Genomic DNA, 12,916 nt, shown 5'->3' on the forward strand with positions numbered 1-12,916 from the left:
ACCATCACCCACCACCAACTGGTGGAACCGAGTGATCTCCTCAACCGGTGGATCCCACCGTGACACCGTCATCACCAACACCAACCCTTCAGATCAGTGTTGCAACGACCACTAGAACTTAAGCAGCGCGCCGTGGGCAGCACTGCGAGTCTCGCACGCAGGCCGTCCGCGAGCTCATTGAGCGTGGCGACGCTCGCCCCGTACCCAGCCGGGTTGACCGCGGTAATCGCCACCGCAACATCACCGTGTGGCCCCGGGATCAAGCCGAATTGGCGGGCGACGAACCCGTCGGGCGAATCGCCCCAGCCGCCCTTGAAGCGGGCGCCCGGCACGCGGCCGAGCCCCCAGCGCTGATCCGGGACGATCTCGCCCATCATGGCCAGCACGGGCTCGTGGCCCGGCACGCACCGAAGGCCCGATGCGAACTGGGCCTGGTCGGCGGTAGTCCACAAGGTGTCCATGCGCCAGCCCGCGCTGTTCGTGGTGCGCGACCCAGCCTGCGCTATGACGTCGGCGAGCTCGCGGCCGCTGACGACGTAGTTCAGCCGGTGCGCCGCGTCATTGTCGGAACGCGTGACGGCGGCGTGCGCATCCGGGTAGGTAGCGGGGTTGTTGCGCAACGCGACGATGGCGCTGGGCACCTTCATTGTGGAGAACGCGCCCACCGGCTGGTTGTCCCCGGCGGTGAGCTGGCCCTCCCGGCCGGCGACTGAGAGCGTGACGCGGCCGCCGTGGCGGGCCTGCACCGAGCGGACGAGCTCGTCGAGCTCGGCCTGGGACACGAGCGGCCGCGCCGGCGCTTCGGCGGCAGGCTGCTGCGGGCGCGGCGGGGCGGGCAGGCGGTGGCGCAGCTGCTCCGGCGCGTTGTTATAAGCCTGCACTAGGGCGGGGCCGACCACCGGCAGCTCGTAGACGGTGGCCACGCCGGGGAACGCAATGCCGGCGGCGAGCAGCGCCGCGGTGAGCTGACTCGACAATCCCATTGACGCGCCCAGCCCTTAGTGCGAGAAGTGGCGGGTGCCAGTGAGGTACATGGTCACGCCCGCCTCATTGGCGGCGGCAATGACCTCCTCGTCGCGGATGGAGCCGCCCGGCTGGACTACGGCCTTCACGCCGGAGTCGGCGAGGATCTGGAAGCCGTCTGCGAACGGGAAGAACGCGTCGGAGGCGGCAACTGCGCCGTTGGTGCGGTTCTTGCCGTCGTCGAGCGTGTTCGCGCGGTCCACCGCCAGCTTCGCGGAGTCGACGCGGTTGACCTGTCCCATGCCGATGCCCACGGATGCGCCGTCGGCGGCGATCAGGATGGCGTTGGACTTCACGCAGCGCACTGCGCGCCACGCGAACTCGAGGTCCGCGAGCGTGGCCTCGTCGGCGGCCTCGCCGGCGGCGAGGGTCCAGCTCGCGGCGTTGTCGCCCTCGGCCTGGTAGGAGTCGCGCTCCTGGATGAGCCAACCGCCAGTGATCTGGCGGCGCTCCTCTTCGATGCCGCCGGGCTCGACCTCGAGGATGCGCAGGTTCTTCTTCTCCTGAAGCTTCTCCAGCGCGGCCGGCTCGTAGGACGGGGCGATGATGACCTCGGTGAAGATCGGGGTGACCTGTTCGGCCAGCTCGAGGGTGACCTCGCGGTTGCAGGCGATCACGCCGCCGTAGGCGGAGACCGGGTCGCAGGCGTGGGCCTTGGTGTGCGCATCGGCGATGGAGACCTCTGAAACCGCGAGGCCGCAGGGGTTGGCGTGCTTGATAATCGCCACGCACGGCTTCTCGTGGTCCCAGGCGGCGCGCCATGCGGCGTCCGCGTCCTGGTAATTGTTGTAGCTCATCTCCTTGCCGCCGTGCTGCTTGGCCGCAGCAATGCCCCAGCCCTCGGATTCGAGGCGGGCGGCCTGGTGCGGGTTCTCGCCGTAGCGCAGCGCTCCCGGCGCTGCGGCGTCCGCTTCCGCGGCGGCCCCGTCGGCTGCCGGAACGGCGTCGGCAAGTTCGGCGGCGAGCTGGCCGCCCAGCCAGGTGGACACGGCTGCGTCGTACTGAGCGGTGTGGGTAAACGCCTCAAGCGCGAGGGATTTGCGCTGGTCCAAGGTGAAGCCGCCCTGCTTAACAGCCTCGGCGACTTCGCCGTAGCGGGCCGGGGACGTCACCACGGCTACCGACGGGTGGTTCTTCGCGGCTGCGCGCACCATCGACGGGCCGCCGATGTCGATCTGCTCCACGCATTCGTCGTAGCTCGCGCCGGAGGCAACAGTCTCCTCGAACGGGTAGAGGTTGACCACCACGAGCTGGAACGGCTCGATGTCCAGCTCGGCGAGCTGGTCCACGTGGGAATCCTTGCGCAGGTCGGCGAGGATGCCAGAGTGCACGCGCGGGTGCAGCGTCTTCACACGGCCGTCGAGCACCTCCGGGAAGCCGGTGAGCTCGGCGACCTCGGTGACCGCCACGCCGGCGTCGGCGATGCGCTGCGCGGTGGAGCCGGTGGAGACGATCTCCACGCCCGCCTCACCCAGCGCGCGGGCCAGGTCCTCCAGGCCCGTCTTGTCGTACACGCTGATGAGCGCGCGCTTGATCTCGATACCCATTTAGAAGGTCACCTTTCCGTTTCGTTCATACGTCGCCTTGCGCAGCAGATCCACGATCTGCTCGCGCTCTACCTGCTTGATGCGCTCGTGCAGGTCGTCCTGGCTCTCGCCCTCGCGCACCTCGACGGCGCGCTGCGCAATGATTTCCCCGGTATCCATGCCGGCGTCGACGTAGTGCACGGTGCAGCCCGTGACCTTCACGCCGTACGCCATGGCGTCTCCCACCGCGTTCGCCCCGGGGAAGGCGGGCAGCAGCGAGGGGTGAGTATTAATGGTGCGGCCCGCGAACTCAGCGAGGAACGCCGGGCCGAGGATGCGCATGAAGCCGGCGGAGACCACCAGTGCCGGCGCCGCCTCCCCCACGACGCGCGCAAGCTCCGCGTTCCACGCGGCGCGGTCCTCCCGCATGCCGACGACTGCCGACGGCACGCCGGCGCGCTCCGCGCGCTGCAGCGCCGGGCAGGGTTTATCCGCCACAACGAGCTTCACGCGGTAGTAATCGTCCTGATTATCAAGGATCGCCTGCAGCAGCGTGCCCGAGCCGGACACGAGCACGACGATGGGCATCGCAGCTTCACAACTCACGTGGGCTAAGTCTAGTCCTCGCCGCCGGACTCGCCCGTCTCGGCTGCGGCCCCCTCGCCGCGGCCGCGCACGAGCGCTACCAGCCAGGCGGCGAGGCCGCACACGCCGGCCCACGCGAAGAGCAGCAGCGCGAGCGTCCACAGATCCGGCCCGATGACGCCGTACGCGCCGGCGGTCCCGGAGGCGTAGAGGCCGAGGATGATGCCGATGATTGCGGCCCAGGTGGCGGTGGCCGCAACGCTAATAAGCGTGAAGTCCCGGGTGAGCACGAAGCGCACCGCGATGGCGGCCGGGACCAGCATGAGTGCCGGCGCCCAGGCGGGGACGGCGGGCGGGACGGCGGCGAAGATGGGCAGCGGCGGGAGGGCGACGGCGGTGGCGTCGAAAAGCGACAGCGACGCACCCGCGTAGTCGACGCTGCCTCCGAGCAGCACCGAGAGCGTGGCGACGGCGGCGTTGGGCAGGTACGCGATCGTCAGCGCCGCGAGCGCGAGGAGGCCGGACCAGTGCAGCGGCGGGTACGCGGCGCCGATTTCGCTCACGCGCGCCTGTCCGAGCACCAGGAACAGCACGTACACGGCGAGGGCGGCCCACAGAAGGTCGCGGACCAGCTGCCACGCCGCGTGCGCGGACTCGACGACAACCGGGGGCACAGCCACGCGGCGGGCGAGCGCGCGCCAGACCACGGGGCGGATGCCGAAGATGAAGCCGGCGAGATGCAGCCCCAGCGGGGCGAGCAGCGCTGCGGCCGGGTGCGGCGGCGCGACGGCGAAGACGTTCGAGGCATCCGACACCATGAACAGCGCGATGCCGGACAGCGTGAGCGAGGTGAGCACTATCAACCCGAGGATCGCTGCGAGGTCCAGCACGCTGACGCGGCGGCGGGTGGCGGCGCGGATGCGCGAGGCCACCAGCGCCACAATGCCCACGGCGGGCAAAAGCGGCACGGCGCCGAGGTCCACGCCGTCGATGCGCAGGGGTGCCGCGTTGAGCGTGAGCCACGTCTGGCCGATCGCCGCCGGCAGGTACGCCAGCCGCCAGCCGCCGATGAGGATGGTGCCGAAGCACACTGCAACGACGGCGAGCGCGAGCACCGCCAGCGGCAGGACAGCCGCGGGAGCGTAATGGCGGAAGCGCTGCGCCCACGTCTCCGGCGCAGGAGGCTCCGGGCGGGTGCGCTTTGCGCCGGGGACCCGCCCGCGCACTTGGCGGCGCCGCGTGTCAGGCCGGCGCGGGGCGGCAGATCGGGGGGCGTGCGTGTTGCTCATCGCTGACCTACTCTGCCACCGAGTGCGAGGTTATCGGCGCAGAACACTCCCCTGAGGGCGATGTAACATACCGCCTGAATTTAACGAATACCTTTAGGCCCGAAGCGGGTTGCCGAACCGAGACCAATTCGTTACAGTTACACCGTCTGGATAACAGGATGGTTACAAAGAGGGCGTATGTTTAGTTCGACTCGCAGCGGCGGCAAGCACCGCAAGCAGACCCCGAACAAGGGTCGTGTCGCAATGGTAGCCGTCACCACCGGTGCCGTTTCTACCGCCGGTTTCTCGGGCGCAGCCGCTGCAGAGCTGACTGCTAACAAGACTGAGACCCACGCCCAGAAGCTGGGTTTCGCCCTCGCCGCCAACACCAACCCGCTCGAGGTTGTCTCCGCCCCCGAGGTGGATGCCGCCCCGCAGATCCTGGCTATCGCCGAGTACAAGCCGGTTGAGAACCTGGCTGACCAGCTCACCAAGGCTGTCGAGCACTCCGCTGAGGTCGCCGCCGCCGATCTCGCAGCTCGCCTCCCGCTGACCGTGAAGCCGGCGGAGGGCGCATACACCTCCGGTTTCGGCCCGCGCTGGGGCAGCTTCCACTTCGGCATCGACATCGCCAACGCCCCGGGTACCCCGATCCTGGCTGTGGAGGACGGCACTGTGATCGATTCCGGCCCGGCCCAGGGCTACGGCAACTGGATCCGCATCCGCCACGACGATGGTGCGGTGAGCGTCTACGGCCATATGCAGTCCCTGGACGTGGCTGTGGGCCAGCGCGTGTCCGCGGGCCAGAAGATCGCCGGCATGGGCAGCATGGGCTTCTCCACCGGCAGCCACCTGCACTTCGAGATCCACCCGGACGGCAACTCCCCGATCGATCCGGCTCCGTGGCTCGCCGCCCGCGGCATCTTCCTCTAGGCACCGCACTTTCACACCGCCCTTCGGGGCGGTTTTTGCTTTCCGACGCCGCTGCCACACCTTCCGGCTACCCCCGACCGAGAATCACTTTAGTCACAATTTTCACATCAGTAACACGCTGGCTGACCTGCGAGGACGCCTGGATTTGGGTGGCATACAGCCGAAATCTGCACGTCAGAGCGTTGCTTCACCTGCGGGCAGGCGCTAAGTTTTAGCGCGGAACTGCCCCTGGAGAAGCAAAGGTCCGTCACCCCTATGAAACGCCGTCTGCTCGCTGCCGCCGTCGCCGCCGCTCTCGCGGCTTCCGCCGCGGCCGCCCCGACCGCGAATGCGGTGAACATCCAGATCAACGGCGCCCAGATCGAGACCGCCAAGCAGGCCCTCGCAGCCCTTGCCGGCGCCGCCTCCAACGTGGCGGACACCGGCGCGACCTCCAGCATCGGCGACTACACCATCGTGTTCGACCCGCGCGTGCTCGGCGAGGAGATCGCCGCGGCCTTCGCCGACGTTGCACCCGCCACCGTGGAGCCGGGCCGTGTCGCGTACCAGCGCGGCCGCACCGCAGACGGGCGCACCGTAGTCACCCCGACCGTCGGCCGCCTCACTTCCGGCTTCGGCCCGCGCTGGGGCCGCATGCACCAGGGCATCGACATCGCCAACGCCATCGGCACCCCGATCTACGCCGTCATGGACGGCACCGTGATCAAGGCGGGCCCGGCGCAGGGTTTCGGCAAGTGGGTCGTGATCAAGCACGACGGCGGCGAGGTCTCCGTCTACGGCCACATCGTCTCCTACAACGTGTCTGTGGGCGAGCGCGTCACCGCCGGCCAGCAGATTGCCAAGATGGGCAACGAGGGCCAGTCGACCGGCCCGCACCTGCACTTCGAGATCAAGCCGAACGGCGAGACCCAGGTTGACCCGCGCCCCTGGTTCGCGCAGGCGGGCATCACGATCTAGAGCTTCTCCATCGGCACGCCGCCGATGAGCATCAGGCGCACGGTGCCGGAGGAACCGAAATCCACCGTGACCGTCTCGCGCACCCCGGAACCCTCCACGGTGAGCACGGTGCCCAGGCCGTACTTCGCGTGATTCACGCGGTCCCCCGGCGCAAGATCCAGGTTCTTCTGCACCGGCACGGAGCTTTCCCGGCCGCGGCGCGGACGCATCGCCCGCTGCGGCACGGGTGCGGGCGAACCCCAGGCGCTGGAGGTCATCGCCGGCTCCGGGGCGAGACGGCGCCAATCCACGAGCTCATCCGGCACCTCCGCCAGGAAGCGGCTGGCCGGGTTGGTCACCGGCGCACCCCACGAGGCGCGCAGCATGGAGCGAGTAAGGTACAGCCGCTCCCGTGCGCGGGTGATGCCCACGTACGCCAGGCGCCGCTCCTCCGCCAGCTCAGCCGGATCCCCCAGCGAGCGCAGGTGCGGGAACTGCCCGTCCTCCCAGCCGGTGACAAACACCGTCGGAAACTCCAGGCCCTTCGCGGTGTGCAGCGTCATCATCGTGACCACGCCTTGTTCGTTGTCCGGCAGCTGGTCCGCATCCGCCACCAGCGAGACCTTCTCCAAGAACGCCTGCAGGCTGCCGGGCACCGGCTCGCCGTCCTCCATCACCGCGTCCAGCTCTTCCTGGCTCATGTACGCCACTTGGTTCGCGGCCTCGGAGGAGAATTCGCGCGCCACCGACACCAGCTCGTTCAAGTTGTCTAGGCGGGACGCGTCCTGCGGGTCGTTCGATGCCTCCAGCTCCGCCTTGTAGCCGGTCACCTCGAGCACGCGCGCCACCAGCTGGCCCAGGTCGGGCATGCCGGTGACCTCGTTGCGCATCTCCCCCATGTCCTCGCGCAGCTGCTGCATCATGTCCACGAACCTGCGGATCGCGTTCACCGCAGGGGTTTTCAGCATGGGGACGTCGCCATTCGCGGCGTCGGCAAGCGCCTGCCCGAAGCTCACGCCTACGTTGTCGGCGTGCAGCGCGACCATGGCCTGCGCCTTGTCCCCGATCGCGCGCTTGGGCACGTTGACGATGCGGCGCAGGCTCACCGTGTCGTCCGGATTGTCCAGCACCTTGAGGTAGGCGACGATGTCGCGGATCTCGCGGCGCTCGTAGAAGCGCGTGCCGCCGACCACCTTGTACGGGATGCCGGAGCGGATGAAGATGTCCTCCATCGCGCGGGAGGCGTTGTTGGTGCGGTACATGATCGCCATGTCGCTGTACGGCACGCCGCGGTCTGACAGGGCATCAATTTCCGACGCAATGAACCGGGCCTCATCATGCTCGTTGTCCGCCACGTAGCCCACGATCTTCTCGCCGGCGCCGTGGTCCGTCCACAGTTTCTTCGGGCGGCGGTCCGCGTTCTGCGCGATCACAGCGTTGGCTGCGCTGAGGATGTTCTGCGTGGAGCGGTAGTTCTGCTCCAGCACGATCGTGGTGGCGTCCGGATAGTCGCGCTCGAACTCCTCGATGTTGCGGATCGTCGCGCCGCGGAACGCGTAAATCGACTGGTCGCTGTCGCCCACCACGGCGAGCTCCGGCGCGTCCGGCCCGTCGCCGACGAGGGTGTGGATCAGCTCGTACTGCGCGTGGTTGGTGTCCTGGTACTCATCCACCAGCACGTGGCGGAAGCGGCGGCGGTAGTAGTCGGTGACCTCCGGGTGCTCCTTGAAAATGCGCACGACCTCGCCGATGAGGTCGTCGAAATCCAGGGAGTTCGCCATCCGCAGGCGACGCTGGTACTCCGCGTACACCTTGGCCACGGTCGTCTCGAACGGGTTGTGCGTGCGCTCCGCCTGGGCGAGCGCCGCCTCGGGGCCGATCAGCTCGTTCTTCAGGTTCGAGATCGCGTTCGCCAGCGTGCGCGGCGTGAATTTCTTCAGATCCAGGTTGTAATCCTTCGCGATCATGCCCAGCAACCGGCGCGAATCGTCCGCGTCGTAGATCGTGAAGTTGGTGTTCAAGCCCGGCACGAGCTGCGCCTGCTGGCGCAGGATGCGCACGCACACGGAGTGGAACGTGGCCACCCACATGCGCTCCGCATGCTCGCCGACGAGCGCGGCCACACGCTCACGCATCTCGGCGGCGGCCTTGTTGGTGAACGTGATGGCGAGAATCTGCCACGGGGCCACGCCGCGGTCCTGCATCAGGTGCGCAATGCGCCTGGTCAGCACCGCAGTTTTGCCGGAGCCGGCGCCGGCGACGATGAGCAGCGGCCCGCCCGTGTGCGTCACGGCGGCCTGCTGTTGCGGATTGAGCCCAAGCGTCAGATCGGTCATGCTGTGTAACCCTACAGACCGCCTCCGGCACGGCCAGTTCGCATTCGAACTGGCGTGGCATAATGCTGCCATGAGCGAGACCACCGGCGATTTCGAAATCCGCATGCCCTCCGGCACGGACGATCCGCTTTCCGACGCCGAGATTCAGCAGTACCGCAAAGAAATCGACCGCTTAGACCGCGTGATCCTGGACGCCGTGAAGCGCCGCACCGAGATCTCGAAAGCCATCGGCAAGACCCGTATGGGCTCCGGCGGCACCAAGCTGGTGCACACCCGCGAGGTGGCGATTATCAACCAGTTCCGCGACGAACTCGGCGAGGAGGGCCCAGGCCTGGCGCAGATCCTCCTGCGCCTCGGCCGCGGCAAGCTTGGGTAACTAGCTAGTCCTGCTCGAGGGAGTCGAGGACGACCTCGAACTCCAGCAGCTCGGCCTTCGCCGAACCGGCCGGCGAATTTTTGGATACCGTTGAAGCTACATAGCAGGCACACCACACGTCACGGAGGACACTGCCACCATGAGCGACATCACCACCACCACGGCCTGGGCCAACCTGGAGAAGCTGAAGGCGGAAAAGACGCAGACCACCCTGCGCGATCTCTTCGCCGCGGATGAGAACCGCGCCGCGTCTTACACCTTCGACGCAGCCGGACTGCACGTGGATCTTTCCAAGAATTTGGTGGACGCGGACGTCGTGAAGCAATTGCTCGCGCTTGCGGAGGAAGCGCAGCTGCGCGACAAGATCGAGGCCATGTTCGGCGGCGAGCACATCAATAACACCGAGGACCGCGCCGTGCTGCACACCGCGCTGCGCATGCCGGCCGAGCGCAATCTCGAGGTGGACGGCCAGGATATCGCCGCGGACGTGCACGAGGTGCTGGGCCGCATGCGCGACTTCGCGTCCGCGCTGCGCTCGGGCGAGTGGCAGGGCCACACCGGACACACGATTAAGAAGGTCGTGAACATCGGCATCGGCGGCTCCGACCTGGGCCCCGCGATGGCCACGAAGGCGCTGCGCGCGTACGCCACCGCCGGCATCACCGCGGAATTCGTGTCCAACGTGGACCCGGCGGATATGGCTGCGGTGCTGGACCGCTGCAACGCTGAGGAGACGCTGTTCATCATCGCGTCGAAGACCTTCACCACCCAGGAGACGCTGACCAACGCGCACGCCGCGAAGCGCTGGCTGCTGGAGCAGTTCAATGGCGACGAGTCCGCGATCGCCAAGCACTTCGTCGCGGTGTCGACGAACGCGGAGAAGGTGGCCGAGTTCGGCATCGACACCAACAACATGTTCGGCTTCTGGGACTGGGTCGGCGGCCGCTACTCCATGGACTCGGCGATCGGCTTGAGCCTCATGGCCGTGATCGGCCCGATGGACTTCATGCGCCTGCTCGAAGGCTTCCACGCGATGGACGAGCACTTCCGCACCGCGCCGTTCGAGCAGAACGTGCCGGTGCTCATGGGCCTGCTCAACGTCTGGTACCGCAACTTCCTGGGCGCGGCGACCCACGCGGTGCTCCCCTACTCCGAGGACCTGTCCCGCTTCCCGGCGTACCTGCAGCAGCTGACCATGGAGTCCAACGGCAAGTCCGTACGCAAGGACGGCACCCGCGTCACCTACGACACGGGCGAGGTCTTCTGGGGCGAGCCGGGCACCAACGGCCAGCACGCCTTCTTCCAGCTCATCCACCAAGGCACGAGCCTGATCCCGGCGGACTTCATCGGCTTTGCCAAGCCGAAGGAGGACTTCCCCACCGCGGACGGCACCGGCAGCATGCACGACCTGCTGATGGGCAACTTCTTCGCGCAGACGAAGGTGCTGGCCTTTGGCAAGACCCAGCAGGAAATCGAGGCGGAGGGCGTGGCCCATGACCTCGCGCCGCACAAGGTCATGCCGGGCAACCGCCCGACCACCACGATCCTGGCGGAGGAGCTCACCCCGCAGGCGCTCGGCGCCCTCATCGCGCTGTACGAGCACATCACCTACACCGAGGGCGTGATCTGGGACATCAACTCCTTCGACCAGTGGGGCGTGGAGCTGGGCAAGCAGCAGGCTAACGACCTCGCCGCGGCTGTCGCCGGCAAGGAGGAGCCCGCAACCGGTGACGCATCCACGGACGCGTTGATCTCCTGGTACCGCGCTAACCGCTAAAATTTTCGCCTATGGGCGAGCAAGTTTCTGCGCAGTCGTACACTCCCCGCCAGCGGACGGTCTACCGCCGTCAGCTGGAGGAGGAGTTGGAGGCCTTCGACCGCCACCTCCAGGAGGCGGAGTTCATCGACCACGGCACGATCGGGCTCGAGCTGGAGCTCAATCTCGTGGACGACGCAATGCAGCCCCACGCCAACAACCAAGCCGTCCTGGCCGGCCTGAGCGACGAGTACCAGGCCGAGGTAGGCCAGTTCAATGTCGAGCTGAACCACCCGCCGCTGGACATCCACGGCGACGGCCTGCGCAAGCTCGAGGCGGGGCTGCAGGAGAGGCTTGACGACGTGAAGAGAGCGGCCGCGGAGGCCGGATCCAGTGTCGCGATGGTTGGTACGTTGCCCACGCTGACCACGCAGTTCCTGGAGGATCCGAACTGGATGACTCCGGAGAACCGCTACGCGGGCCTGAACAAGTCCGTGATGGATTCCCGCGGCGAGTTGGTGCAGATGAGCCTGTGGAGGGAGGAGAACTACCACCACGACTTTGACAGCATCGCGCCCGAATCCGCCTGCACCTCGATGCAGCTGCACCTGCAGGTTGCACCCAACATGTTCGCCAACGCGTGGAATGCGTCCCAGGCCATCGCGGGCGCCCAGGTGGCGCTGAGTGCGAACTCGCCGCTGTTTCTTGGCCACCGCCTGTGGCACGAGTCCCGCATCCCGGTGTTCAAGCAGGCGGTGGACACCCGCACCAAGGAGCTGATCAACCAGGGCGTGCGCCCGCGCGTGTGGTTCGGCGAGCGGTGGATCACCTCCGTCTTCGACCTGTTCGAGGAGAACGTGCGCTTCTTCTCCCCGCTGCTGCCGGAAGGCCGCGCGGAGGCCGGCAAGCCGGAGATGATGGGTGACAACCCGGGCCTGCACTATCTCAACCTGCAGAACGGCACGATTTGGCGTTGGAACCGCCCGATTTATGATCCCAACGGCAAGCTTTCCCACATCCGCGTGGAGAACCGCATCCTGCCGGCGGGACCGACGGTGAAGGACATTATCGCGGACGCGGCGTTCTACTACGGCTGCGTGAAGACGCTGGGCGAGCAGACCCGCCCCGTCTGGTCGCGTCTGAACTTCGAGGACGCGCAGGAGAACTTCCGCCAGGGTGCCCGCCACGGCCTGACCGCGAACCTGACCTGGCCCACCCTGGGCTCCATCCCCGTCACCGAGCTGGTGGGCGAGCACCTGCTGCCCATTGCCGACGACGGCTTGCGTACCCTCGGTGTCTCACCGGAGTACCGCGAGGAGTACCTCGGCATCATCGAAGGCCGCGTGCGCACCCGCCAGAATGGCGCAATGTGGCAGCTGGATGCCCTGAACCGGGTAGCGCCGATGTCCAAGGTGAACTCGAAGGAGCGTCGGGAAGCACTTGCCCGCGTGACCCGGCAGTACCTGAAGAATCAGGACTCCGGCGCGCCGGTGCACACTTGGTCGCTGGAGGTTGAGTAGGGCACAATAGCCGGTTGTGCAAGGGATTATTGACTGGATTGTAAGCCTCATGGAGCTGCTCGGCGCCCCCGGCGTCGGCATCGCCATCCTGCTGGAGAACCTCTTTCCCCCGATCCCGTCCGAAGTGGTGCTGCCGCTGGCCGGCTTTACCGTCGCCCAGGGCTCGCTGAACTGGCTGGCCGTCTTCATCTGGTCTGTCGCCGGCTCCGTGATCGGCGCGTACATCCTCTACGGCGTGGGCGCGTGGCTGGGGCTTGAGCGGCTACGCAAGATCGCCGACTGGATGTGGCTAGTCAAGTCATCCGACGTGGACGCTGCCATGAATTTCTTCAACAAGTACGGCAAGCCCAGCATTTTCTTCGGCCGCCTCATCCCGGGCGTGCGCTCCTTGATCTCCATCCCTGCCGGCCTGGACCGGATGAACCTGATCACCTTCGGCCTGTGGACCACGCTGGGCTCCGGCATCTGGAACGCCATCCTGATCTACCTGGGTTACTTGCTCGGCGATAACTGGGAGGCCGCCACCGGTTACGTGGACACGTATTCCAACGTGATCTACGTGATCCTCGGGCTGATCATCCTCGGCTTCCTGGTGTTCTTCATCCGCCGCGCGGTGAAGGAGCGGGGCGCGAAGGCGTAGGCGCGTTATATTACTTC

11 protein-coding genes are annotated in these 12,916 nt (G+C 67.3%); 6 read left to right on the forward strand and 5 right to left on the reverse strand.

The window, feature by feature from the left end; all coding sequences use genetic code 11:
- Window positions 1–71 precede the first annotated feature (71 nt).
- The 4 genes from M5J20_RS09110 to M5J20_RS09125 are packed head-to-tail and all read right to left on the reverse strand — an operon-like array spanning window position 72 to window position 4,423.
- Complete coding sequence (locus M5J20_RS09110; protein WP_253578831.1) at window positions 72–983, reverse strand: hypothetical protein; 912 nt, start codon at window positions 981–983, stop codon at window positions 72–74.
- Between the two features lie 15 nt (window positions 984–998).
- Window positions 999–2,570 carry a bifunctional phosphoribosylaminoimidazolecarboxamide formyltransferase/IMP cyclohydrolase gene (gene purH / locus M5J20_RS09115; RefSeq protein ID WP_253578834.1) on the reverse strand — a complete coding sequence of 524 codons (1,572 nt, stop codon included), beginning with the start codon at window positions 2,568–2,570 and terminating at the stop codon, window positions 999–1,001.
- Window positions 2,571–3,137, reverse strand: a complete 567-nt coding sequence (gene purN, locus M5J20_RS09120; protein WP_253578945.1) for a phosphoribosylglycinamide formyltransferase — start codon at window positions 3,135–3,137, stop codon at window positions 2,571–2,573.
- Window positions 3,138–3,166: 29 nt separating this feature from the next.
- The gene (locus tag M5J20_RS09125) at window positions 3,167–4,423 is read right to left on the reverse strand and encodes a cell division protein PerM (RefSeq protein ID WP_253578837.1); all 1,257 of its coding nucleotides are present in this window, start codon (window positions 4,421–4,423) and stop codon (window positions 3,167–3,169) included.
- Between the two features lie 177 nt (window positions 4,424–4,600).
- Between M5J20_RS09125 and M5J20_RS09130 the strand changes: the two genes are divergently transcribed.
- Together M5J20_RS09130 and M5J20_RS09135 are read left to right on the forward strand one after the other, a co-directional pair.
- The gene (locus tag M5J20_RS09130; protein ID WP_253578841.1) at window positions 4,601–5,335 is read left to right on the forward strand and encodes a M23 family metallopeptidase; all 735 of its coding nucleotides are present in this window, start codon (window positions 4,601–4,603) and stop codon (window positions 5,333–5,335) included.
- Window positions 5,336–5,590: 255 nt separating this feature from the next.
- Window positions 5,591–6,292: a M23 family metallopeptidase gene (locus M5J20_RS09135; protein ID WP_253578843.1), complete on the forward strand. Its 702-nt coding sequence runs from the start codon at window positions 5,591–5,593 to the stop codon at window positions 6,290–6,292.
- On the opposite strand, the gene pcrA is transcribed toward M5J20_RS09135, so the two are convergent.
- Window positions 6,289–8,607 (reverse strand): DNA helicase PcrA, encoded by a 2,319-nt coding sequence (gene pcrA, locus M5J20_RS09140; protein ID WP_253578846.1) that lies wholly within the window; start codon window positions 8,605–8,607, stop codon window positions 6,289–6,291. The two genes, M5J20_RS09135 and pcrA, sit on opposite strands and share 4 nt — an antisense overlap.
- Before the next feature lie 70 nt (window positions 8,608–8,677).
- Here pcrA and M5J20_RS09145 point away from each other — a divergent pair, with 70 nt between their 5' ends.
- The 4 genes from M5J20_RS09145 to M5J20_RS09160 all read left to right on the forward strand — a co-directional run bounded on the left by M5J20_RS09145 (window position 8,678) and on the right by M5J20_RS09160 (window position 12,899).
- On the forward strand, window positions 8,678–8,983 hold the full coding sequence (locus M5J20_RS09145) for a chorismate mutase (protein WP_253578849.1): 306 nt from the start codon (window positions 8,678–8,680) through the stop codon (window positions 8,981–8,983).
- 139 nt (window positions 8,984–9,122) lie between these two features.
- Window positions 9,123–10,760 (forward strand): glucose-6-phosphate isomerase, encoded by a 1,638-nt coding sequence (gene pgi, locus M5J20_RS09150; RefSeq protein ID WP_253578852.1) that lies wholly within the window; start codon window positions 9,123–9,125, stop codon window positions 10,758–10,760.
- 11 nt (window positions 10,761–10,771) lie between these two features.
- Entirely contained in the window at window positions 10,772–12,259 is a 1,488-nt protein-coding gene (locus tag M5J20_RS09155; protein WP_253578855.1) for a glutamate-cysteine ligase family protein, read from the forward strand.
- 16 nt (window positions 12,260–12,275) lie between these two features.
- Entirely contained in the window at window positions 12,276–12,899 is a 624-nt protein-coding gene (locus M5J20_RS09160; RefSeq protein WP_253578857.1) for a DedA family protein, read from the forward strand.
- The last annotated feature ends 17 nt before the right edge of the window (window positions 12,900–12,916 follow it).

The sequence above is a fragment of the Corynebacterium stercoris genome (assembly GCF_024160105.1).
GTDB classification, from domain to species: domain Bacteria; phylum Actinomycetota; class Actinomycetes; order Mycobacteriales; family Mycobacteriaceae; genus Corynebacterium; species Corynebacterium stercoris.

What these genes read in the sequence shown, in the direction of transcription:
- M5J20_RS09110 (WP_253578831.1), bottom strand. Translation starts at nt 983, where the DNA reads ATGGGATTGTCGAGTCAGCTCACCGCGGCGCTGCTCGCCGCCGGCATT.
- purH (WP_253578834.1), bottom strand. Translation starts at nt 2,570, where the DNA reads ATGGGTATCGAGATCAAGCGCGCGCTCATCAGCGTGTACGACAAGACG.
- purN (WP_253578945.1), bottom strand. Translation starts at nt 3,137, where the DNA reads ATGCCCATCGTCGTGCTCGTGTCCGGCTCGGGCACGCTGCTGCAGGCG.
- M5J20_RS09125 (WP_253578837.1), bottom strand. Translation starts at nt 4,423, where the DNA reads ATGAGCAACACGCACGCCCCCCGATCTGCCGCCCCGCGCCGGCCTGAC.
- M5J20_RS09130 (WP_253578841.1), top strand. Translation starts at nt 4,601, where the DNA reads ATGTTTAGTTCGACTCGCAGCGGCGGCAAGCACCGCAAGCAGACCCCG.
- M5J20_RS09135 (WP_253578843.1), top strand. Translation starts at nt 5,591, where the DNA reads ATGAAACGCCGTCTGCTCGCTGCCGCCGTCGCCGCCGCTCTCGCGGCT.
- pcrA (WP_253578846.1), bottom strand. Translation starts at nt 8,607, where the DNA reads ATGACCGATCTGACGCTTGGGCTCAATCCGCAACAGCAGGCCGCCGTG.
- M5J20_RS09145 (WP_253578849.1), top strand. Translation starts at nt 8,678, where the DNA reads ATGAGCGAGACCACCGGCGATTTCGAAATCCGCATGCCCTCCGGCACG.
- pgi (WP_253578852.1), top strand. Translation starts at nt 9,123, where the DNA reads ATGAGCGACATCACCACCACCACGGCCTGGGCCAACCTGGAGAAGCTG.
- M5J20_RS09155 (WP_253578855.1), top strand. Translation starts at nt 10,772, where the DNA reads ATGGGCGAGCAAGTTTCTGCGCAGTCGTACACTCCCCGCCAGCGGACG.